This window comes from Pseudogemmobacter sp. W21_MBD1_M6, from assembly GCF_052119585.1.
Classification (GTDB): domain Bacteria; phylum Pseudomonadota; class Alphaproteobacteria; order Rhodobacterales; family Rhodobacteraceae; genus JBGQOJ01.
The window spans coordinates 1-22,408 of sequence record NZ_JBGQOJ010000015.1; the positions used below are offsets into that span (position 1 = coordinate 1).

Genomic DNA, 22,408 nt, shown 5'->3' on the forward strand with positions numbered 1-22,408 from the left:
GTTCGGTTTGTCATGGCAGGGACGGGATCAGCAAAGACCCCGAGGTCCCAAGCCTTGCCGGCCAGCCAGAACTTTACCTGCGAAAATCCATCGAGGATTTCCAAAAGGGAAACCGGGAGGATCGGCGTATGACCATGATGGCCAAGCCGCTCACCGCAGCCGAGATTGCCGATCTCGCCGCATGGTTTTCAGCCATCAAGATCACAGTTGAACTGCCAACTTTCTGAATCGCGACGGAACAAGTTGAGGCCAGCCGTCCCCAAGGTTTTCGCTACGGGGACGGCGTCAATCGCTGATCAGAACTAAGTGGAGGTGGGAGCCGTCGCGCCGGGGGATGTCGAGCCACCACACGTCTAGACGGCAAAGGTTGAGAAGAGTCGTTCACGCCGCTCGGCTTGAATCATCAAAGATACGTCGCAGCCCCTGAACGAGCGACAACGCAGGTCTGGGATCACTGTTGTTCGAGGCAAGCCGGATCAGGTCGATCCATGCCCGCTCGTTCTCAGTAAACGGCACCTCTGATGGCAGCCGAAATCCAACCGCTTTTTCTGTGTGATTGCCAGTCATTTCCCGAACACCCCGCGTAGCGCTGTCCGCCCTTTACTCGTCAGGCTAGGGTCAGAATGATTGGAGGCATCTCTCAGCTCCAACAGCCACGCGACCTCGTTCCGCGTGACAACCGTGCCGAATATTTCCTCCACAGACTGCGCCGTGGTATCGCCTCCCAGCTGCTCAAGGGCGAGCTTGAAGAGATAGGCTGCGTCACACTCCAACGCTTTCGCCAATCCTGCCACACGGTCAAGCGGCAGCTTGCTAGAGCCGTTCTTCAGCATGGCCAGCATGTTCGGATTGATGAACCCTGCATCCGTCGCAATTTCGATCTGCGATTTGCGAGGGCGCAGTTCGAGAATGCGTTTTTCAAGGAATTTTACCAGTCGCGTATCGGCATGTGGGCGGCTCTTAGACATCGGTTTGTTCGCTTTCAATTGAGAATGCAGCGTGTCGTTGCTGCTTGCTTCAATTATAGCGCTGCGCTGCTGGGGACCTGCGGGAGCAGCATGGGAAGATGTGTCGGCATAGGTTGCGGTTGATTTCACACGGAGAAGAGCTGACAGCGCTTTGGCGCAGTGTCGCCGACTTTGATGAACTGGGCGGAAAGTGTGAGTTCGCTGCACGTGCAAGGGCATCCTGCAAAAGACATGAAAGCGGCCATTCACGGCTCAGGTTCAATGCCCCCATGCTGCTCCAAGCACCAAGGTCAGCAACGTGCAGATAGCGCCATTTGCAAAGTTGCAAATTACGGTCTCCTTTCACGGCGCGACCGGCCCTGACCTGCCGTTCGCGGACAGTCTCCGCACTTCGGCGCAGCTTCCGTATTGCTGCCATTCGTGCGTCTCGCAGCATTTTCGCAGGATGAAGGACCGCAGTCCGGACTTTCCGGGTCTTAATCCCAAGGCCGCTTTCAGCTCAGGACAAAAACCGTCGTTTTTGTCCACGACTCCAACTCCCCGGGCCTACTGCGTTCGGTCCGCCAACATGGTCCATGCAAACCAGCAAACCAGGTAGATAGGCCGAGACTATAGCGCCATCGGGTTACAACTAGCGATCTGTGTATCTCATAAGATATTATATAAACACTAAATATAACAAGATTATAGATTGACTATGGGCCGCGCAGGACGCCTACAATTTAAAAGTATAAATGGAGCGCCGCGCATGTCCCCTAATTCTTTTTTCCTGACCTCCGGGTCCATGTTGGCCTTAGTGCTGGCTAGCAGCGTCCAGGCTGAGCCTGTCGTTGACCCCGCACAATGCGCCGTGGATGCCGTGGATTGCATCGTGATCACGCAAAGCGCAGATTCCGAGGCCGTAAGTGAGCCCGGCGTCGCGGCCAATACCGCCGATGTCACGCTGGATGGCACGCAGACAACCATTCTGGCCTATGAGGGTGTTGCCCAGTCGGGCAATGGCAATGCGGCCACATTCGACATTACTGGCGACCAGAACACTTTTCTTTTCGCGCAAACGGGTAATTCGCTGCTCGCGATCACCGTGAACGGCGGCGCAAACACTGTCGGGCTATTCGAACTGGGCGGCGTTGCCGACCGGCTGGCCAGCCTGACGCTGGATGTCGCAGGGGATGCGAACACAGTCGATATCTTGTCGCAGCGGGCCGCGATCGCGGCGGATTTGCTCGACATCGAAATTCTGGGCATGAACAACATTCTGGAAGTGAAATTCGAGGATTATGCCAAGATTCTGACCAGCATCATGGGCGATGGCAACACCGCCAAGATTGCCCAGAATACCCAGATTCTGGCCTCGGGCAGCAGTGCGGTCACGCTGATGATCCAAGGCGCGGAAAGCACCAATAACATTGTCAACATCTTGCAGAACGGCCTGCGCCAAACCGTTGATGCCAGCCTGAACGGGTCACAAAACACGCTTGATCTGGTCCAGGACGGGCCGGCAAGCATGGATAACAGGATCGATGTTTCGCTGTCCGGGATAGCCAATGCTGCCGTCATCGCCCAGACAGGGGCCGCACTCGAAACCTCGCTTGACCTGACGGGCGCCGAAAGCCGGAACAACATTGTCAACATCGGGCAAGGCGGCATGTCTTCCAGCGTCGCTGTCATCCTGAACGGGGCAGACAACAGGCTTGATCTGCTCCAAGCCTTCGACGTAGACTTCATCTTCGGCTTTGATAACAGGATGGATGTCAAGCTTTCGGGGATCGGCAACGATGCCTCGATCAGCCACATGGGGAGAGACAACGCCACCAGCCTCGACCTGGAAGGCGACGATAACACCCTGGACATCGCGCAGCGGCTTTTCACAAACGTCGGCGTGGTGCAGCGCGGCAGTTCCAACCTGATTACCCTTAATATCGATACTGAACAGAACGCGCTTTTCGATCTGCGCGGCGACAGGAACGACATTGATCTGCGGATCGGCAGGGGCAGGTTTGACTACTATTGGTCTGAACCCAGCCGGGTCATGACCATTGCTGGCAATGACAACCATGTCAGGCAGTTCGTTGACGGAATGGAAAGTGGCCGCAGCAAGGTTGTTATCGCCGGGGATGGAAACACCTATGATATGACGGAATTCGGCTTCGATCCGGGTTCAGACGATGGAAGCGGGGTGCTGCGGGAGACTGTTGACATTCTCGGGTCTGGAAACAACTTGTCGTTTCATAATTTCGATAGCTTTGGCGGCAACCTGGCGCTTGATGCGAGGGTGCGTGGCAATTTGAACAGCGTCGGCATGGATCAGTCGGTGGGGCTTTCTGTCGACGTCGAAGGGTTCGCGAACCAGATGCGTTTCGACCGGGTCCGGGCCGCTGATTATGGTTTCCGTGCCGTGGGCGACAATAACATCGTCGACATCAGGGATTCTGTCCTGAAAAATTCGGCGACATGGATCCTGGGCAATGACAACGTGCTGAATGCCTATGGCCTGGCCCCGCGCGAGTTTCACAACGAGATCGCCGGCGACAGCAATTGGATCACGTTCAACGATTTTGCCGGGATCAGCGAGATGTTCGCCTATCAGACGGTGATCGCAGGCTCGCAAAACGTTCTGACGGTTGGGTCGGCGCATGAGGGCACCTATGATCCTGCCGATTATGTCGGCACAGTCATGCTGCTGGGGGATCGCAACGCGGTGTCGGTGACCCATGGGCTGGCCTCGTTCGATGTGAACCTTGTCGGCAGCGACCACAAATTCGACGTATCCTATGACCCGGCGCTGAACGCCTATACCCATGCGGTTACGGCGGTGGGGTCGGGGTCGGCGGTGTTCACGTCCGAAAATGGCGTTGTCACGATCACACGCTCTGGTGCCTGACATGCAAAGACAAGGATACGGCCGGGCGCAGCGCCTGCGCCCGCTGCTGGCCGCACTCTGCCTTGTGGGGCTTGCAGGTTGTGCTGTGCCCCCCGATGCGGTCGTGCCGGTGCCACCGGCACTGGCCTTTGCGCCGATCGCGCCGCCGCTGGTGGTCGCGGTCATCGCAATCGAGGACAAGACCGGCAGCACCCGCCCCTCGGGCAGCCAGAATTATGCCGATCCGTCGCGCGCGGTCAGCCAGGGGGCTGTCGAAATTCTCAAGCATCTGCTGGGGCAGGCGCCGTTTGACCAAGCCTATGACCAGATGGACCGGCAGAACCTGGCCGAGTTGTTGACCGAACGGCGGATCGCCGAACAGTTTAACCTGAAACGCAAGGAAAGCGCGGGCCTGCCCCCCGCCGACACCGTGCTGGGCACACTGATGGCTCCCATGGTCGAGGGGTTGATCGCGATCAACGAATTGCGCCCGGTCGATTACCTGCTGTCGGGCGCGGTTGTGGGCTATGATCCCAATATCACCGATGACGGCTATGGACTGATGGTCAACGGCGTCGGCGTGACCGAACGTCGCCGCACCGACCGGATCAGCGTCGTGCTTTACATGACCGATGTGCAGTCGGGCCGTGTGGTGGCCAGCGCCCACAAGCAGACGACCGTCGGCGCCACGCTGCGCAAGCTTTCGGCCATGGGCTATCCGGTAACGGATCTGCTGATCGAGATCGAGGGCGGCCGCGCTGTCAATGATGCTGTCACAGACGAGCTGTTCGCGGCCTTCTATCTGGCGCTGGTCGATCTGACCGGGCAAATGCGCGAGATCCGGTCATGAGGGTCTGCGCCGCCGTCCTGATCGCCCTGCTGCCGGTTGCCGCTGGCGCCGGACAGCTGGAATTTTCCTTTGTAAATCCGTCTTTTGGTGGCAATCCCATGAACGGTGCGATGCTGATGTCGCGTGCCGATAAGTTCCGTCCCAGCAACCCGGTGGTAAAGGATATTAAGACCCAAGCCGATTATTTCATCGAGCAGTTGCAGCGGCGCACACTGTCGAGCCTTGCCACCGCGCTGTTGTCAGATCTGTCCGATCCCTCTGGGTCAGCCGAGGGGTCTTATGTCTTTGAGGATTTCACGCTCGATTATGTCCGCGAGAACGACATGATCCGCCTGCTGATCGACGACGGCCTGCAGATCCTTACGATCGAACTGCCCTCTTATGCCTTCGATGCCGAGTAGAATGCAGATTCATAATAGCTCATCCAGAGGCGTGATGAAGTGATGATCCGACCCTGTTAGCTTGGGTGCCAATACCGCATCGAAGGTCGCCTTTCCCGACGGAATCTGGGTCAGGCTACACCATCTTTCGCGGTTCGCGACAGTAAAACGAAATGCGAGCCAAGCGGCGTTGGCCGAGCTACTTTGGTGGCAGGATGTAGTCTGATCCTATCTGGGCCGATATCGGTCGTTTCTGTCCCTCGTTGGCCACTTCAGCGTCTTCGTCACGTTAGCACGGTCAGAACCCCCGAGCAAAACCCAACCCGTTTTGGAACGTTTGTGGCTGATCGCAGTAGCGCGCCGTTCACTGCGTCCCGGCAAATTTGCAAGGACGGCGTGCAGCCGACCTGCGACAACGCAGCGTAATGCCCGCGTTCGTCATGGGTTAAATGTCGGCTTTCTACCCCGATGCATATCCGATTCGCAGCTACGGCGAATGTCCGGAGTCCGCCCTTTCTTGCCGTTCCCTTCGGCTTTGTCTGGACCAAGTGTGATCTGCATGTTGGGCGGAAAAGAGACCTTCGCTGCGGCCGCAAGAGCAACCTTATCACCTGCTGCAAGCAGATATTCCTAATAGAACCCAGATTGGCACCCTTGGTAGGCACGACCGGCCTTCTTGCCAATTTGGTTAGGTGCAATAGCAGTGTGCAGATGCTCACCGCTTTGCTTCGTTGGTCCAAATGAACGGGTTTTCAGATACACGCGCACGGAGTAAAGATCCAAAGGCAACTTTAAGATCGATACGCTATGTCCTGAAGTTCAGAACCGTTGTTAGCAATCAGCGAAAAAAATAAGTTTTAGTGGAAATAACCTTTCTTGCAGTTGGAGTTTGAGCAGTGGGCGCGAAAGAAGACCTTGGCTACGGGGATGACATTATTTCCTCAATGGAGAATTGGGGTGAGAAGACGCTGGCGCCAGTATCAATTCTTATGGGGAAACACGCGGAGCAATGCGCTAAGAATCGGGAAAAATTCAAAGAAAATGATATTGTTCTGACCCAAGCGCACGCGTCGGCTTGCAGTGCATTTCTAAACTTTATCTCACGTTGTTGTGGAAAACAATTTGATGAGGTGACCGGTGATCCGGCGCAACAGCTTGATCTGATAACACACTTTATACACGGCATAAATCTTTGTGAAATAGCGATTGTTGAGGGACTCTACACCCAGGCTGCTACCCTTCTGAGACAGGAGCATGAGTTGATCTCAGCGGTGCAGGAACTTGGGATCTCGAAACGAAAAGACGGCAAGACGCCACATGCAACCGTCGGGCGGCTAAAAAACATGGGAAAGGTCTATGGTGAACTGAGCGGGGCAGCGCATGTTTCTCAATCCCACCTCATGCACGACATAATCGCGACGGAGATAGGCGACCGAAAAGGGCCGTCTGTAGTCCCACTATTTCATCGTGAACTTGCGCGGAACCTGTATGCTCTGCATGTGTCTTATATTTGCCAGATGACTTTAATCACAGACGATGTTCACGGCGCACTTGGAATTGGAAATCTTCTTGACGAGGAAAAATCCCTCCTCGTAGTCGCAACAAAGATTCTACACGACGAGGGCTTGATTGAAATTGAAGTGGATAAAGTTGGTGAGGCTTTTATGAAAGGAGTTTCCTAAAAGCTCCCGACGAATGTCCGCTTTGCGGGCTGCACGCGCAGCATTACGAATGGATGATGAACGGCAGCAAAGGGCCGCCTTGCCTACCCTGCGGCACAGAGTCGGACAGAAGAGGCCCTGTCCATCGACGTCTCAATCAAGCCTAGTCAAACTTGCGTTTTTCATGGTCGCTGCTTTACATTTTCCGAAGGTATGCCCAGGAGACATACCCCTTAAGCCCACGCGCCCGATCTAACGAAACGCTGCACCAGCGGGTGCCACCGGTCTGCTCGCAGCTCTGGACGCGCAACACCGTTCCGTTTGGAAGACCTACGATCACAATATAGCCGATTCCAGGCCCCGCGCGCATTTTCAGCATGTCATCGCCCTCGACGCCAAAGACCTCGTAGCGTCCGAGCGAGGCCGCCGTTGCAGGTTCAGCACCCAATACGGCTCCCAGCACAACGACCGCCAGCGCGACAAAGATGTCTCTGCGCATTGCTTTCTCCTGTTTTCTACGTCGGCTATACCACCTTAAAATCGGCATAGCACAATCAGGTTTTCCGGCTTCTGACAGATTTTTAAATTAATTTGCGTCAAAAACACGCATCCCTCGAAATTCTTGCTATAAGGAACTGTGTCAACAGAACAAGGCGGCACACCAATGGCGAAATCTGATCCGGAACGACTGCGAATTGCCATTGCCAAGGTCGCCAAGCTGGTGCTTGAAGATGAGCTCTACATGCCTGTTTTCATCAGGCTCGAGGCAGAAATAGCAGCAACAAAAACGATGGATGACGACTTGAGCCGTGCGCGCTCAATCGCGGCCCTTCACAACGCCAGGGCTTGAAACACCTCATGCAGATGCTGCAGGGACGCCCCCTTGCCATACCGCTCTCGCTGAAGGCTGTGGCCAAACACATCGCATCTGATCCGCTCATCAATCTTGGCCTCCAGCATCCGGTCCTCAAAACTGTGGCGTAACGAATAAAGGGTATGCGCTGGCGTCTCCATCAATCCGTTCTCGCGAAGGAATTTGTTCACCGTTGCCGACAGTCCTGCGGAATTGGTTGCATATCTAGAGAAGCCGTCAGGAAAGGCGACAAACGCCTCGAGACTAACCCCAACCAACGGAATTACCCGTCGAGCATTCGCGCTCTTGAGTTGGCGCCCAATTGGTTCGATTGAAATATGGGGCACGTTTGTGTCCAGCCGGATTTGCGCAGCTCGCAGCGCGGCCCCTTCACTCGGTCGATAACCGGTATTAATCATTCCGAGCAGGATACAGCGGGCCTCGGAATTGAGACCATCAAGCGCGCGGGGCGCCAGAAGCTTGTCCCTGATCCAATTCGTCGAAAACGGTGGTCTCTGCTTCGCTTCAGCTTCCTTAACCGAAAGTCCGGACAACGGAAGCATCAGGCCGAGGCGCTTCAAGTTGTTGACGGTTTTCAGAACAGTTCCGAGGTGGATCAGATCTTTGTTGGCCGAGTTGGGCGTGAGGCCTTCGACCTCCAGGCGCTCCAACCACCATTGTCTGAAATCAAGCATGTCGTCACCGCTGATCTCACCGATTGGTTTGTCGCCGATAACATTAACGAAATTATTGACTGCCTTGACGAACGGGTTCGTCCAACGGCGCACCTGGTCCGGAGATTTTCCGAGCGTCTTGTCGCCAGTCAGCGTCCAGAACAGATCAAGCGCCCGCGAAACCGTAATCACAGGCCGAGCAGCCCCTCCGAGAAGCGCTTTGGCTTCTTTCAGGTCGATGCTGCCATTGTTCATCGGAACCGCATCAGTGCGTTGCAGCAACTCCTCTAGAGGGAGCTTCGCAACGGCCGCAGCATCCAGATACCGAAAGCCGCGGATTTTCGCCAAATTGCGTGCCGCCTCAAAGCGAGTTTCCGCATCACTCGTATCGCCTGCAAGCTTGGCTTCCCAGCCCTCGATCATCTGCTCCCAAACCGCGTGTCCCTTGCTTTCGGCAAGCGCCGGGGAGTCCGTCTTCATGCTGACCCATACAAATTTTCGGTCTTCCACAGCCTCATAGCGTTTCGGAACACGCTTATAAAGGTAAAGGGTTTTGCCCCGTGGCTTTATCATCAAACTTTCTCGCTTCGCGCAATCGCTTCTCTAACGCCAAGACTTGCACGTATTCTCGTATCCACACAAGCGGCATGTAATGCAATTTGTATAGCAAAATGTAAAACAAAAAAGGAAAGCACCAAGGATCTCACTCCGCATGAAGTGGGAATATTGTTTATTATTAATGTATTAGATGATTCTTGATGCAGGGGTAGTGGCGGAGACGAAGGGATTCGAACCCTCGAGACCCTTTCGGGCCTGCGCCCTTAGCAGGGGCGTGCCTTCGACCACTCGGCCACATCTCCGCCGACGGGTTTATCCAGCACTTGGGGCGGGGACAAGAGCGGAAATTCACGAAATGCGATAAGGTGCAGAAATATCTGCGATCTTACCCCGGCCCGTGGCAGCAAAGCGCAGTGTTCGCGCGGCATTTCTTTTCCCCCGTGCGCAGTGGCGCGGGGGAAACATGCGGTCCGCAGGCGGCGTAATGCGCCACCGCGCGGCTGGTCAGGTGTTGAACAGGAAGTGCAGCACGTCGCCGTCTTTGACGATGTAGGTCTTCCCCTCGATCCGCATCTTGCCTGCGTCTTTTGCGCCCTGCTCGCCGCCCAGAGTGACAAAATCGTCAAAGGCGATGGTTTCGGACCGGATAAAACCGCGCTCGAAATCGCCATGGATCACACCAGCGGCCTGAGGGGCTGCCGTGCCGTGCCGGATCGTCCAGGCGCGGGCCTCTTTCGGGCCGACCGTGAAATAGGTCTCGAGGTGCAGCAGCGCATAACCTGCGCGGATCAGCCGGTCCAGACCGGCCTCTTCCAGGCCCATTTCCGACAGGAACATCTCTGCCTCGTCGGCCTCGAGCTGGCTGATCTCTTCCTCGATCTGGGCAGAGATCACGACATGGGCATTGCCCTCTGCCGCAGCCATCGCGGCGACCTTCGCGCTAAGCGCATTGCCGGTGGCGGCTGCGGATTCTTCGACGTTACACACATAAAGCACGGGCTTTGTCGTCAAAAGCTGCAGCATTTTCCATGCCTTGACGTCATCAGCATCAATCTGGACCGTGCGCGCGGGTTTGCCTGCCTCAAGCGCGCCCAACGCCGCCTTCAACAGGCGCTCCTGCTGGGCCGCCTCTTTGTCGCCGCTGCGCACCTTGCGCGAAAGGTTCTGCAATCGACGCTCGATCGACTCCATATCGGACAGCATCAGTTCGGTCTCGATGGTGCTTGCGTCTTCGACCGGATCAATGCGCCCTTCGACATGGGTCACATCGCCGTCCTCGAAACAGCGCAGCACATGGGCAATCGCATCGCACTCGCGGATGTTGGCCAGAAACTGGTTCCCCAGTCCCTCGCCCTTGCTGGCGCCTTTCACAAGGCCAGCAATATCGACAAAGGTCATGCGGGTCGGGATGATCTGCTTGGAACCGGCGATTTCGGCAAGTTTGTCCAGACGCGCGTCGGGCACGGCAACCTCGCCCACGTTGGGTTCGATCGTGCAGAACGGAAAGTTCGCCGCCTGCGCTGCGGCTGTCTTTGTCAGCGCGTTGAAAAGAGTGGATTTGCCAACGTTCGGCATCCCCACGATCCCCATTTTAAAGCCCATTTTCCGTCTCCTGCCGAGTGTCGAGCGCTTTTAGGCCGCACGGCCGCCGTTAGCAAGACGAAGGCTGTGCCGGGCGGGCAATCTGTGGCAGCCCAACCTTACGTGGATGATTGCGGCAGCGCCCGTGCTTGACGGCCATTGATTTTCCCTCGTGTTTCAAGCAAACCGCTTGGACGCCAGCAGAGGAACCGCAATGACCCGCATCGACGCAAAATTCGCCGCCCTGAAATCCGAAGGCAAGAAGGCCTTTGTTGCCTATGTGATGGCGGGTGACCCCAATTATGCGACCTCGCTTGAGATCATCAAGGGCTTGCCGGGCGCGGGCGTGGACATCATCGAGATGGGTTTGCCCTTTACCGATCCGATGGCCGATGGCCCGACGATCCAGCTGGCCGGTCAGCGCGCGCTGGAGGCAGGCCAAACCCTGCAAAAGACGCTGGATATGGCGGCAGAGTTCCGCAAGACAGACGACACCACCCCGATCGTGATGATGGGCTACTACAACCCGATCTATTCCCGCGGCGTCGAGAGATTTCTGGTGGATGCCAAGGCTGCCGGCATCGACGGGTTGATCGTCGTGGATCTGCCCCCCGAGGAAGACGACGAACTCTGCATCCCCGCGCAAAAGGCGGGCCTTAACTTTATCCGGCTGGCGACGCCCACGACCGATGACAAACGCCTGCCCAAGGTGCTGCAAAACACATCGGGCTTTGTCTATTATGTCTCGATCACCGGGATCACCGGCGCCGCAGCCCCGCAGGCCAGTGATGTCGCCCCCGAAGTGGCGCGCATCAAGTCGCAGACAGCCCTGCCCGTCATCGTGGGCTTTGGCGTGCGCACCCCCGAGGCCGCGCAGTCGATTGCGGCCATTGCCGACGGCACGGTTGTCGGATCTGCCATCGTCAGCCTGATCGAGCAGAAAAAGCCGGTGGCAGAGGTTCTGGCCTTTGTCAAAGGTCTGGCCGATGGTGCGCATCGCGCCTGAGGCGCGTTTAAAGGGATCAAGCCTGAGGCGCGCTTAATGGCTGCGCCTGAGGCGCGTAAATGATTGCCAGTCTTTCGCGCTATTGGTAAACGGAAATAACCAATAGCGCCGAAAGGACTGCCCATGCCCGTCATAACCACAATCGAGGACCTGCGCCGCATCTACAAACGCCGCGCCCCCAAGATGTTCTATGACTATGCCGAAAGCGGCAGTTGGACAGAGCAGACCTTCCGCGAGAACTCTTCGGATTTCGACCAGATCCGCCTGCGCCAGCGGATCGCGGTGGACATGACCAACCGCACCACGAAATCGCAGATGATCGGGCAGGACGTGGCAATGCCCGTGGCCCTTGCGCCTGTCGGGCTGACCGGCATGCAATGCGCCGACGGCGAGATCAAGGCGGCACGGGCGGCGGCCAAATTCGGTGTGCCCTTCACCCTGTCCACCATGTCGATCTGTTCAATCGAGGACGTGGCCGAGAATACCGATAAGCCCTTCTGGTTTCAGGTCTACACCCTGAAGGACGACGATTTCATGCGCCGCCTGATCGACCGCGCAAAGGCGGCCAATTGTTCGGCCCTTGTCATTACGGTTGACCTGCAAATTCTGGGGCAGCGCCACAAGGACCTGAAAAACGGCCTGTCCGCCCCGCCCAAACTAACCGTCGGGTCCATCGCGGACATGATGACCAAAGTGCACTGGGGTCTTGGGATGCTGGGCACGAAACGCCGCTTTTTCGGCAATATCGTGGGTCACGCCAAGGGCGTCTCTGACCCGTCATCGCTGTCGTCCTGGACGGCAGAGGCATTCGATCACTCGCTGGATTGGGCGCGCATAGCGGAGCTGCGCAAGATGTGGGACGGCAAGGTGATCCTGAAGGGCATTCTGGATGTCGAGGATGCCAGAATGGCCGCCAATGTGGGCGCCGATGCGATCATCGTGTCGAACCACGGCGGGCGACAGCTGGACGGCGCGTTGTCGTCGATCCGCATGCTGGAACAGATCATCGAGGCCGTCGGCGACAAGATCGAGGTGCATCTGGACAGCGGCATCCGCAGCGGTCAGGACGTGCTGAAGGCATTGGCGATGGGGGCCAAGGGCACCTACATCGGTCGCGCATTTGTCTACGGGCTGGGCGCGATGGGCGAGGCCGGTGTGACCAAGGCGCTAGAGGTGATCCACAAGGAACTGGATGTCACGATGGCCCTGTGCGGCAAGCGCGACGTCAAAGACCTGAACCGTGATGTTCTGCTGGTGCCGAAAGGGTTCAGTGGCGACTGGTCCTAAACCTTTTTTTCCTGCCAACGCAGGGCGATGACCAGAACCGGCACAACCGCCATAAGAGCAGCAACAAACCCGAAGGCTGCGCGCAGACCGTAGCCTTCGGAGATGAAGCCCATGACTGGCGGGCCGATAAAGAACCCCAGAAAGCCGATGACGGCCGTCCGGGAAATTGCCTTTGTGCGGGCATGTGCCGGAACGCGCCGCCCGACCAGTGCCAACGCCATCGGCGCAATGACCGACACACCCAGCCCCAGCACCCCGAAGCCCACATAGGCCACCATCGGCACCGCCGCCAACGCGGCGATGACCGCGCCGCAGGCTGACACCAGCGAGGCCCACAGGATCACCCGCGCCTCGGCCAGACGCTCTGCCACGATCTGACCGGAAAACCGGCCGATCCCCATTGTCAGCCCCAGCATCGCCGGTCCCAACGCACCCTCGGCTGCACCACCGCCCAAGGTCCGTTCAACATGCAGCGCCGACCAGCCCTCTGTCGCGTTTTCGGACATGAACGCAACCAGCGTGATCAACCCGCCCCAAAGCACCACGCGCACGGGAAAGGGGGCATCAGTCGCTGCCGTCTGGGGCAGGTCCGCGTCTTCTTTTCCCTGCATCGCGACGCAAAGCAACAGTGTGACCGGCAACAACAGCGCAAACACCGTTGACGCCGGGAACCCTGCCTCGCGCATCAGGCCCGTGGCAAGGGCCGCCCCCGCATAGGCAAAGGAAAACATCGCGTGGTTCAGGTTCATCAATGACCGGCCCGATCGCGCCTCTATCCGGCTGACGCGGGCATTCATCACAACATCCGTCAGACCGGACCCCATCCCGACACCTAGCATCGCCAGTGAAAACGCAACCAATCCGGCCACCTGCCCCGGCACCAGAAAGGCCAACCCCAACACCAGTGCCGCAGCAGGCATCGCAAAGCGCCCAAGGCGTTCGTCGATCAGGGGCGCCAGCCACATCGCCGTAACCAGCCCGACAGCAGAGCATAAAAGCGCCGCGCCAAAGGCGGCATCCCCGGCGCCAAGGCCCGCCTTTATCTGCGGCACAAGGGCGGCAAAGGCACCCCAATAGATCCCGACGACCGCAAAGGCGGCAATCGGGGCACGTGATAGAACAAAGGCGCTTTTTATGGACATGTCGCTGCTTGCCACGCCCCCTTTGGACAGACAAGGAATATCGGGGAAATCGCCTCTTCCCTTGATATGGATTCTGCCCTATACGCGCGACTTCACGCGGGCACTACACCCTTGGAGGAGACCCGCATAACCTAGGAGAACTAACATGGCTGGTGAGATCCCTGATCTACACGCTATGGTACGTACGGGGACAGGCAAGGGGGCCGCTCGTAAATCTCGCCGTGAAGGCAACGTACCAGGTATCGTATACGGTGGCGGTTCCGACCCCGTTTCGATCGACGTCCCATTCAACGCATTGTACAAGCGCCTGCGGCAGGGACGTTTCATGTCCACGCTGTTCAACCTGAAGGTTGAAGGCCACGACGACGTGCGCGTTATCTGCCGCAATGTCCAGCGTCACACGGTCAAAGACCTGCCGACACACTTGGACCTGATGCGCCTCAAGCGCACCTCGAAGGTCAGCCTGTTCATCCACGTTGACTTCATCAACGAGGATAAGGCACCCGGTCTGAAAAAGGGCGGCGTTCTGAACGCAGTCCGTCCAGAGGTGGAACTGTCCGTAACCGCAGGCGATATTCCGGAAAGCATCATTGTTGACCTGACTGGCCTGAATATCGGCGACAACATCACGATTTCCAGCGTGACGCTGCCTGCTGGCGCCAAGGCGACCATCGACCGCGATTTCGTTATCGCAACGATCCAGGCCCCATCGGGTCTGCGTTCGGCTGGCGTTGACGAAGACGAAGCCGAAGAAGACGCAACCGAGGAGTAATCCTCGTCTGCTTTACGCCATTGAAACGCGGGGTCGGCATGTTCGCATGCATGCCCCGCGTTTTTTTGTCTGGCCACCGCATTGCGGCCCGCGCCCTGCCCCGTTACCCTGCCTTTGACCCTGGAACGGAGCACGAAACATGCGCCTGATCGTCGGCCTTGGAAATCCGGGCGCGAAATACGCCCGCAACCGCCACAATATTGGATTCATGGCGGTGGACCGGATCGCTGAAGACCACGGATTCTCTCCCTGGAAGTCAAAGTTCCAGGGCCAGTTGTCCGAGGGCAATCTGGGCGGAGAGAAAGTGATCCTGCTCAAACCCGAAACCTTTATGAACCTCAGCGGTCAATCCGTCGGCGAGGCGATGCGATTCTACAAACTGAGCCCCGCCGATCTGATCGTGTTCCACGACGAGCTTGACCTTGCCCCCGGCAAATTGAAGGCGAAACAGGGCGGCGGCCATGCGGGCCACAACGGGCTTCGCTCGATCCATGCCCATGTCGGTGACACTTACGCCCGCGTCCGGTTGGGCATCGGGCATCCGGGCCACAAGGACAAGGTGGCAGCCTATGTGTTGAACGATTTCGCCAAGGCCGATCAGGACTGGCTGGACGACATCCTGCGCGGCATCAGCGACGGCGCGCCCGCGCTGGCCAAGGGGGACATCGCCAAATTCACCAATGCCGTGGCCCTGCGGATGGCCCCGCCGAAGCCTGCCAAACCCCTGCGCCCCACGCCTGAACCCGCGCCGCAAAAGCAGGCGCCAGCGGAAGACGACCGCAGCACGATGCAGCGCCTAATGGACAGGTTCAAGTAATCGGCGATTGTGATACCTGCGATTGGCGGTAGGATAAGTGGCGTCACCTGAAAGGATGCCCGATGTCCGAAACCCCGATCATCGCCCAGAAAAGCCCCTCTGTTAACGTCCTTGGCACAGTCCTTCAGCCCTGCTCGATTGATCCGGTCACCGGTTTTTTCCGCAACGGATGCTGTGATACAGGCCCGATGGATCATGGCAGCCATACGGTTTGCGTGGTGATGACGGATGAGTTTCTGGCCTATTCCAAATATCTTGGCAACGACCTGTCAACGCCGATGCCGCAGTACCGGTTTCCGGGCCTGAAAGCGGGCGATCGATGGTGCCTTTGCGCCGCGCGGTTCATGCAGGCCCATGACGAAGGCGTGGCACCACACGTCCAGCTTGCCGCGACGCACCAAGGCGCGTTGGCGATTGTGCCGCTGGAGATCCTGAAGCGTTACGCCACCGGGTGACTGATGTTCAGGCCGCCGGTTCCTGCACAGGCCGCCTGTGATCCATAAGATCGTCAATGAACAGGCTTAACAGTTGGGGCCGTCCAGAAACGCCGGCCTTTCTATAGATCGCATTGGTCTGCGCCTTGATCGTGCCCTCGCTGGTGGATCGCATCACAGCAATCTCTGACGTCGACAGGCCCTTTATCGCAAACAGCGCCACATCGCGCTCGGCGGGGGTCAGCCCCCAGTCGGCAAAGTTTTCTTCCAGCATATCCATAAACGCGCCGGATGCGGCACGCAGCTTTGCCTCGACCTGCCGCGTCTTTCTTAGCGTGCGGCGCAGCGCAACGGCCCCAAGACACACGCCCAGGATCAGACCAAGCGCGGCACCTATCTCCAACAGCTCTTTTGACTGCCAGCTGATGGGCGCCGCCCGCACATCAAAGATGGACATCACAATATCGGACACAAAGAAAACCGCACAGACGGCCTGCACAAAAAAAACGGCAAGGACTAGGTATCGATCTCTCAATGTACCCTCGGACTATTGTTCGAACGCGCGGACGCGGGATGCGACAAGGCCATCAATCATCGTCATCGCCATCGCCATCGTTACTTTCGCTATCGCTGTCATTATCGCTGTCACTGTCACTGTCGCTACTGCTGCCAGCGTCACTTTGATCGTTGCTGCCATTATCGCTTCTGCCGCCATCTGGATCGAACAGTCTATCCGAAACGATGGTTGATGCCGCGCCAATTTTTGATGAAAAGTCGCGCAGGATTTCGCCGGTGCGGGGATTATAGATGATCTCGCGGTTGTGGGTTTTGCTTTGTGCCGTGATCCTGGCTCTGCCCAACCATGTGCGCGAGAATTGCAAGTTCCTGAATCCCTGTGCCCGCAGTTGTGCACCGAAATTCTCCTGTAGGCTGGCAGCCTCCGCGGTGCCGGCGCACAACGACGCTGCCGCGACCAGGCCAAGGAAATGTCTCCGGTTCATAATGGTCCTGCTATGGATGCACGCAAAGGCGCTTGCCGCTATTATCAAGAAGCGAAGCGCCAAAGCAAGGGTGGGTGGGCTCGCCTTGGCGAACCCTCGCCGTTGTTCGGGAATTAGTCGTCGTCGCCGCCATCATCGTCGCCACCACCGTGATCGTCGCCGCCATCATCGTCGCCGCCATCGTGATCATCGCCGCCATCATCGTCGCCGCCATCGTGATCATCGCCGTGATCGTCATCATCGCCGTCATGATCATCCGAACCATTGCGGTCATCATCGTCGTCTTCATCCGAACGACGGGCCCCGCTCGGCATGGTTCCGCCATTGCCCGACGGACCTGTGTCAGAACTGATCAACTGCCCATCGGCGCCATAGACCGCATTAATGGTATCCGTGCCGTTCGATGCGGTCGCCTTGATCTGCGATCCTTTTACCCGAAGTTCGATGTTGTTCGTAAAACCCTGGGACTGAAGATCGGCGATAACATCGTCGGTCACTGCCGCATTTGCCAGCGCGCCGACAAGCATGAGGGATGCGGTGAGGGTAACAAGCGTTTTCATTGTCATGGTCCTTTTTAAAGATGTGTCGTCCGTGAGTGGTGACTCGTGAGTGGTGGTCGCCCGGTAAAATCAACCGAACGTAGGGACAGGATGACCACAGTTTTCGACACGATCTATTGCTCTGAGGTTTATAGGCAGCCCCATAAACCCCGGTTGCAGGCGCCTAAACCTCAGTTTAGGGCCGGCACACGCTGGGCAAGGCGCATGAAAAAGGCCGGCCCAGCGATGCACTGGTCCGGCCTTGTCTGTTTTCGCAACATCGTAAACCAGAGTTTACGGATCAGCCCGTCATTTCAGTGCCAAGCGCCTTGGCAACAGTAAAGATATCCTTGTCGCCGCGACCACACATATTCATCACGATAATATGGTCGGCAGGCAGAGACGGCGCGATTTTGGTCACATGGGCAAGCGCGTGGCTGGGTTCCAGTGCGGGAATGATCCCCTCCAACCGGCACGACAACTGGAACGCCTCCAGCGCCTCGACGTCGGTGATGCTGACGTATTGCGCGCGGCCGATGTCGTGCAGCCATGCGTGTTCCGGCCCGATGCCCGGATAGTCCAGACCGGCGCTGATCGAGAACCCTTCAAGGATCTGCCCGTCGTCATCCTGCAACAGATAGGTGCGATTGCCGTGCAGCACGCCGGGGCGCCCGCCTGTCAGCGACGCGCAATGCTCCATCTTGGCGTTCACGCCCTTACCGCCGGCCTCGACACCGATGATGTTCACGGATTTGTCGTCAAGGAACGGAAAGAAAAGCCCCATGGCGTTCGATCCACCGCCGATCGCTGCGATCAGCGTGTCCGGCAAACGGCCCTCGCCCTCTTGCTCTTCCAGCTGCCAGCGGACTTCTTTCCCGATGATCGACTGGAAATCGCGGACCATGGCGGGATAGGGGTGCGGCCCCGCGACCGTGCCGATGCAATAGAACGTGTCGCGCACATTGGTCACCCAATCGCGAAGCGCGTCGTTCATCGCGTCTTTCAGGGTGCCCCGACCGCTGGTCACAGGAATGACTTCGGCCCCCAACAGCTTCATCCGGAACACGTTGGGTGCCTGACGCTCGACATCATGCGCGCCCATGTAGACGATGCATTTCAACCCGAACTTGGCACAGACAGTGGCCGTCGCAACGCCGTGCTGGCCCGCACCGGTTTCCGCAATGATCCGCGTTTTCCCCATGCGGCGGGCCAGAATGATCTGGCCCAGAACATTGTTGATCTTATGTGCGCCGGTGTGGTTCAACTCGTCCCGCTTCAGGTAGATCTTGGCGCCGCCAAGATGCTTGGTCAGGCGGTCGGCGTAATACAACGGGCTGGGGCGTCCGACGTAATGCTTCCAGAGGTCTTCCATTTCCGCCCAGAATGTCGGGTCGGTCTTGGCAAATTCATACTGCTCTTCCAGCTCCAGGATCAGCGGCATCAGCGTTTCGGAAACGAACCGCCCGCCGAAATCGCCAAAGCGGCCATTCTCGTCGGGGCCGGTCATAAAGCTGTTGAATAGATCGTTCATAACGTCGCTCCCTATCAGGTCAGATCGCGTTTAAGGCCAATATGCGAAGGCGTAAAGCCACGCCTTTCATAGAATGCACGCGCACCATCATCATCCGGGCTGCGCCGCGCGGATGAAGTCGGCGATCATCGCCGCATCTTTGACGCCGGGCGCTGTTTCCACCCCCGACGACACGTCGATCTGTCGCGCGCCGGTCAGGCGGATCGCCTCTGCCACATTGGCTGCGGTCAGCCCGCCGGCCAGCATCCATGGCGTGGGCCAGCGCCGCCCGGCAATCAACCGCCAGTCAAAGGCAAGCCCGTTTCCGCCCGGCAAATCGGCCCCGCGCGGCGGTTTTGCATCAACCAGAATCTGGTCCGCAACGCGCATGTATTCGTCAAGCTGCGCCAGATCACCTTCATCCGCCACGCCCACCGCCTTCATCACCGGCAGGCCGAAACGGGCGCGCACCTGCGACACGCGCTCTGGCGACTCGTGGCCGTGCAGTTGCAACATATCCAGCGGAACGTTGTTCACGATCATGTCCAGCTCCGCGTCGCTGGCATCCACAGTCAGCGCGACCTTGGCCAGCCCCGCAGGCGTGTCGACCGCAAGCGCCCGCGCCTGCTGGATACTGACATTGCGGGGCGATTTTGCGAAGAACACAAAGCCGACATAGGCGGCACCGGAACTTGCGGCGGCAGTCACCGCCGCAGCGGTGCTCAATCCACAAATCTTAACTTTGATTACAGATGTCATAAAGAGCGTTTACCGCGCCCTTGCGCCATCCTCAAGCAGCGCGAGCACCTCATCTTTGCCCTCGGCCTTCTTGTCGCGCAGACGCGTCACTTCACGTTCCAGCCTGGCGACCTGCGCCTTGCCCTGCGTCGCCGCCGACCGGTGCTTGTACTCGCGTGCATATTCCCAGAAGAAACCGATCAGCAGACCGGCCGCGATGCCCGCAAAGATCACCAGAAACAACGGAACCTGCAACGTGAAATCACCGCCGACAACATCGGCCATTTCCTTCGGCAACAGGCCGACCGTCACCGGAACCCGGTTTGCAAGCGCCACAGTGATCAGACAAATCGCCAAGGCGAGCAGAAAAACGTAGCGGAAATAGCGCATCTAAAGTCCTACTTATTTGCCGTTAAGGCGGTCGCGCAACAACTTGCCCGTTTTAAAGAACGGCACATGCTTTTGCTCTACCTCGACCGACTCTCCGGTTCGGGGGTTGCGGCCTGTGCGTGCATCACGCTGCTTGACCGAAAAGGCCCCGAAGCCGCGCAACTCGACACGGTCACTATTCGCCATGGCGTCAATAATCTGTTCAAAGATAGTGTTCACGATACGCTCGACATCGCGCTGGTAAAGATGCGGATTTTCATCTGCGATCTTCTGAATCAATTCGGAACGGATCATCCAGAGCTTCTCCCATGTCATCTTTTGGTCGACTGACGACCTCATGTTTATCATAGGACTATAGGCGAGAACTTGGAGACGAGAAACAATATCACGCGCGTCTAAGCCAAAAATTGCACGCTAAAGCGCTGATCTGAGGCGATAATACGGCTTGCGCCCACCGGACAACATTTGCAGCCGCAGAAAATGCCGCAAGCAACCGCAGCAAGGAATGTCGTGAAAAACATTGATTCGGGCATGAAAAAACGGCCCCGTCGCTAAACGGGGCCGTCTGATTTCAGCTATCGCAGGTTGCGATTACTTGTCGCCCTTCAGAGCCGCGCCAAGGATATCACCCAAGGACGCACCGGAATCGGACGAGCCATACTGCTCGACGGCTTCCTTCTCTTCTGCGATCTCGCGTGCCTTGATCGACAGACCAAGACGGCGGGTTTTCGCATCGACGTTGGTCACGCGCGCGTCGACCTTGTCGCCTACGCCGAAACGCTCCGGGCGCTGCTCGGCACGGTCACGGGACAGATCGGAACGACGAATGAAGGATTTCATGCCCTCATACTCGACCTCGACGCCGCCCTCTTCGATCGCCGTCACGGTGACGGTGACGATGGAACCGCGCTTGACGCCATCAGTGGCACCCGCGAACGGATCGTCGCCCAGTGCTTTGACGGACAGGCTGATACGCTCTTTCTCGACGTCCACTTCGGTTACCACGGCGCGAACCATGTTGCCCTTGTGGTAATCGCCGATCACGTCCTCGCCACGGCCTTCCCATGTCAGATCCGACAGGTGAACCATGCCGTCGATGTCGGAATCGAGACCAATGAACAGACCGAATTCGGTGATGTTCTTGACTTCGCCTTCGACTTCGGTGCCGACGGGGTGTGTTTCTGCAAACACTTCCCATGGGTTGCGCATGGTCTGCTTGAGACCAAGGGAAACGCGACGCTTGGACGGATCGATTTCCAGAACCATGACTTCGACTTCCTGGCTTGTCGAAACGATCTTGCCGGGATGCACGTTCTTTTTGGTCCAGGACATTTCGGAAACGTGAACCAGACCTTCGACACCGGGCTCCAACTCGACGAATGCGCCGTAGTCGGTGATGTTCGTGACACGGCCTTTGTGCACCGATTCCAGCGGGAATTTCGCCTCAACGGCATCCCATGGATCGGACTGCAACTGCTTCATGCCAAGGCTGATGCGGTGCGTCTCTTTGTTGATCTTGATCACCTGAACCTTGATCGTCTCGCCGATCGTCAGGATCTCGGAGGGGTGGTTCACGCGACGCCATGCCATGTCGGTGACGTGCAGCAGGCCGTCAACGCCGCCCAGATCGACGAATGCGCCGTACTCGGTGATGTTCTTGACGACGCCATCAACGGTCTGACCTTCGGTCAGATTGCCGATGACTTCTGCACGCTGCTCGGCACGCGATTCTTCAAGGATCGCACGACGCGAAACAACGATGTTGCCACGACGACGGTCCATTTTCAGAATCTGGAACGGCTGCTTCAGACCCATAAGCGGGCCCGCGTCGCGCACGGGCCGCACATCGACCTGAGAGCCGGGAAGGAACGCAACAGCGCCGCCCAGATCAACGGTAAAGCCGCCTTTGACACGACCAAAGATTGCGCCGTCGACGCGGATCTCTTGCTCGTAAGCTTTTTCCAGACGGTCCCAGGCCTCTTCACGGCGCGCTTTGTCGCGGCTGATAGAGGCTTCGCCGCGGGAGTTCTCGACACGGTCAAGGAACACCTCGACCTCGTCGCCCACTTTGAGTTCCGCTTCTTCGCCTGGATTAGCGAATTCTTTCAGATCAACGCGGCCTTCCATTTTGTAGCCGACGTCGATGATGGCCTGACCCGCTTCAATCGCGATGACGCGGCCTTTGACAACAGAACCCTCTTCGGGTGTGTCAATCTCAAAGCTTTCCTTAAGAAGAGCTTCAAATTCGTCCATAGATGCTAGTGCCATGTGGTCTTGATTTCCTTTTCGTTCGTTATTTTTCTGGCCATGCGGTTGTCTCCGCCGGTCTTGGGATTCGGTTGGTCAAAGCGACGCCAGAAAAACAAACAGAAGGGCCGGTGGAA

Annotated in this window: 24 protein-coding genes, 1 tRNA gene and 1 pseudogene; 11 read left to right on the forward strand and 15 right to left on the reverse strand. The window is 57.8% G+C overall.

Features of this window, described 5'->3' with window-relative positions; all coding sequences use genetic code 11:
* A partial coding sequence (locus ACEN2R_RS14310) for a c-type cytochrome (RefSeq protein ID WP_442043354.1) occupies positions 1-227 on the forward strand: 227 nt, incomplete at its 5' end.
* A 154-nt stretch (positions 228-381) separates the two neighbouring features.
* On the opposite strand, the gene ACEN2R_RS14315 is transcribed toward ACEN2R_RS14310, so the two are convergent.
* Positions 382-567 carry a hypothetical protein gene (locus tag ACEN2R_RS14315; protein ID WP_442043356.1) on the reverse strand — a complete coding sequence of 62 codons (186 nt, stop codon included), beginning with the start codon at positions 565-567 and terminating at the stop codon, positions 382-384.
* The gene (locus ACEN2R_RS14320) at positions 564-968 is read right to left on the reverse strand and encodes a helix-turn-helix domain-containing protein (protein WP_442043358.1); all 405 of its coding nucleotides are present in this window, start codon (positions 966-968) and stop codon (positions 564-566) included. The genes ACEN2R_RS14315 and ACEN2R_RS14320 overlap by 4 nt, the downstream gene beginning before the upstream one ends.
* Before the next feature lie 748 nt (positions 969-1,716).
* Here ACEN2R_RS14320 and ACEN2R_RS14325 point away from each other — a divergent pair.
* The 4 genes from ACEN2R_RS14325 to ACEN2R_RS14340 all read left to right on the forward strand — a co-directional run bounded on the left by ACEN2R_RS14325 (position 1,717) and on the right by ACEN2R_RS14340 (position 6,743).
* Positions 1,717-3,852, forward strand: coding sequence for a hypothetical protein (locus ACEN2R_RS14325; protein WP_442043359.1), 2,136 nt, complete (start codon positions 1,717-1,719; stop codon positions 3,850-3,852).
* Between the two features lies 1 nt (position 3,853).
* Positions 3,854-4,681 (forward strand): CsgG/HfaB family protein, encoded by an 828-nt coding sequence (locus ACEN2R_RS14330; protein WP_442043360.1) that lies wholly within the window; start codon positions 3,854-3,856, stop codon positions 4,679-4,681.
* On the forward strand, positions 4,678-5,082 hold the full coding sequence (locus ACEN2R_RS14335; RefSeq protein WP_442043361.1) for a curli assembly protein CsgF: 405 nt from the start codon (positions 4,678-4,680) through the stop codon (positions 5,080-5,082). The genes ACEN2R_RS14330 and ACEN2R_RS14335 overlap by 4 nt, the downstream gene beginning before the upstream one ends.
* 875 nt (positions 5,083-5,957) lie before the next feature.
* Positions 5,958-6,743: a hypothetical protein gene (locus ACEN2R_RS14340; protein WP_442043362.1), complete on the forward strand. Its 786-nt coding sequence runs from the start codon at positions 5,958-5,960 to the stop codon at positions 6,741-6,743.
* 175 nt (positions 6,744-6,918) lie between these two features.
* On the opposite strand, the gene ACEN2R_RS14345 is transcribed toward ACEN2R_RS14340, so the two are convergent.
* Entirely contained in the window at positions 6,919-7,221 is a 303-nt protein-coding gene (locus ACEN2R_RS14345; protein WP_442043363.1) for an SH3 domain-containing protein, read from the reverse strand.
* A 165-nt stretch (positions 7,222-7,386) separates the two neighbouring features.
* On the opposite strand from ACEN2R_RS14345, the gene ACEN2R_RS14350 reads away from it, so the two are divergent.
* Positions 7,387-7,572 (forward strand): hypothetical protein, encoded by a 186-nt coding sequence (locus ACEN2R_RS14350; protein WP_442043364.1) that lies wholly within the window; start codon positions 7,387-7,389, stop codon positions 7,570-7,572.
* Here the strand turns inward: ACEN2R_RS14350 and ACEN2R_RS14355 are convergent.
* From ACEN2R_RS14355 to ychF, 3 genes are all read right to left on the reverse strand, one after another.
* Positions 7,554-8,825, reverse strand: coding sequence for an integrase (locus ACEN2R_RS14355; protein ID WP_442043365.1), 1,272 nt, complete (start codon positions 8,823-8,825; stop codon positions 7,554-7,556). The genes ACEN2R_RS14350 and ACEN2R_RS14355 overlap by 19 nt on opposite strands.
* A 194-nt stretch (positions 8,826-9,019) precedes the next feature.
* Positions 9,020-9,109 (reverse strand) — tRNA-Ser (locus ACEN2R_RS14360).
* Between the two features lie 202 nt (positions 9,110-9,311).
* Positions 9,312-10,409, reverse strand: coding sequence for a redox-regulated ATPase YchF (gene ychF / locus ACEN2R_RS14365; protein WP_442043366.1), 1,098 nt, complete (start codon positions 10,407-10,409; stop codon positions 9,312-9,314).
* A 193-nt stretch (positions 10,410-10,602) separates the two neighbouring features.
* Between ychF and trpA the strand changes: the two genes are divergently transcribed.
* Both trpA and ACEN2R_RS14375 read left to right on the forward strand, forming a co-directional pair.
* The gene (gene trpA / locus ACEN2R_RS14370; protein WP_442043367.1) at positions 10,603-11,394 is read left to right on the forward strand and encodes a tryptophan synthase subunit alpha; all 792 of its coding nucleotides are present in this window, start codon (positions 10,603-10,605) and stop codon (positions 11,392-11,394) included.
* 123 nt (positions 11,395-11,517) lie between these two features.
* On the forward strand, positions 11,518-12,681 hold the full coding sequence (locus tag ACEN2R_RS14375) for an alpha-hydroxy acid oxidase (RefSeq protein ID WP_442043368.1): 1,164 nt from the start codon (positions 11,518-11,520) through the stop codon (positions 12,679-12,681).
* On the opposite strand, the gene ACEN2R_RS14380 is transcribed toward ACEN2R_RS14375, so the two are convergent.
* Complete coding sequence (locus ACEN2R_RS14380; RefSeq protein WP_442043369.1) at positions 12,678-13,823, reverse strand: MFS transporter; 1,146 nt, start codon at positions 13,821-13,823, stop codon at positions 12,678-12,680. The genes ACEN2R_RS14375 and ACEN2R_RS14380 overlap by 4 nt on opposite strands.
* Positions 13,824-13,968: 145 nt before the next feature.
* Here ACEN2R_RS14380 and ACEN2R_RS14385 point away from each other — a divergent pair, with 145 nt between their 5' ends.
* The 3 genes from ACEN2R_RS14385 (at position 13,969) to ACEN2R_RS14395 (ending at position 15,867) form a co-directional block, all read left to right on the forward strand.
* Positions 13,969-14,595, forward strand: a complete 627-nt coding sequence (locus tag ACEN2R_RS14385; protein WP_442043370.1) for a 50S ribosomal protein L25/general stress protein Ctc — start codon at positions 13,969-13,971, stop codon at positions 14,593-14,595.
* Positions 14,596-14,734: 139 nt separating this feature from the next.
* Positions 14,735-15,412: an aminoacyl-tRNA hydrolase gene (pth, locus tag ACEN2R_RS14390; RefSeq protein ID WP_442043371.1), complete on the forward strand. Its 678-nt coding sequence runs from the start codon at positions 14,735-14,737 to the stop codon at positions 15,410-15,412.
* A gap of 62 nt (positions 15,413-15,474) precedes the next feature.
* Entirely contained in the window at positions 15,475-15,867 is a 393-nt protein-coding gene (locus tag ACEN2R_RS14395; protein WP_442043372.1) for a DUF2237 family protein, read from the forward strand.
* 7 nt (positions 15,868-15,874) lie between these two features.
* Here the strand turns inward: ACEN2R_RS14395 and ACEN2R_RS14400 are convergent, their stop codons facing one another.
* From ACEN2R_RS14400 to rpsA, 8 genes and pseudogenes are all read right to left on the reverse strand, one after another.
* Positions 15,875-16,303, reverse strand: coding sequence for a helix-turn-helix transcriptional regulator (locus ACEN2R_RS14400; protein WP_442043373.1), 429 nt, complete (start codon positions 16,301-16,303; stop codon positions 15,875-15,877).
* 130 nt (positions 16,304-16,433) lie between these two features.
* Complete coding sequence (locus ACEN2R_RS14405; RefSeq protein WP_442043374.1) at positions 16,434-16,847, reverse strand: hypothetical protein; 414 nt, start codon at positions 16,845-16,847, stop codon at positions 16,434-16,436.
* Between the two features lie 113 nt (positions 16,848-16,960).
* The gene (locus tag ACEN2R_RS14410; protein WP_442043375.1) at positions 16,961-17,407 is read right to left on the reverse strand and encodes a hypothetical protein; all 447 of its coding nucleotides are present in this window, start codon (positions 17,405-17,407) and stop codon (positions 16,961-16,963) included.
* 280 nt (positions 17,408-17,687) lie between these two features.
* Positions 17,688-18,917, reverse strand: a complete 1,230-nt coding sequence (gene trpB, locus ACEN2R_RS14415) for a tryptophan synthase subunit beta (protein WP_442043376.1) — start codon at positions 18,915-18,917, stop codon at positions 17,688-17,690.
* A gap of 90 nt (positions 18,918-19,007) precedes the next feature.
* The gene (locus ACEN2R_RS14420; protein ID WP_442043377.1) at positions 19,008-19,655 is read right to left on the reverse strand and encodes a phosphoribosylanthranilate isomerase; all 648 of its coding nucleotides are present in this window, start codon (positions 19,653-19,655) and stop codon (positions 19,008-19,010) included.
* Positions 19,656-19,664: 9 nt separating this feature from the next.
* Entirely contained in the window at positions 19,665-20,024 is a 360-nt protein-coding gene (locus tag ACEN2R_RS14425) for a LapA family protein (protein WP_442043378.1), read from the reverse strand.
* 12 nt (positions 20,025-20,036) lie between these two features.
* Entirely contained in the window at positions 20,037-20,318 is a 282-nt protein-coding gene (gene ihfB, locus ACEN2R_RS14430; protein ID WP_442043379.1) for an integration host factor subunit beta, read from the reverse strand.
* 297 nt (positions 20,319-20,615) lie between these two features.
* Positions 20,616-22,304: pseudogene (gene rpsA, locus ACEN2R_RS14435) on the reverse strand (30S ribosomal protein S1); the annotation flags it as partial.
* Positions 22,305-22,408: the final 104 nt, after the last annotated feature.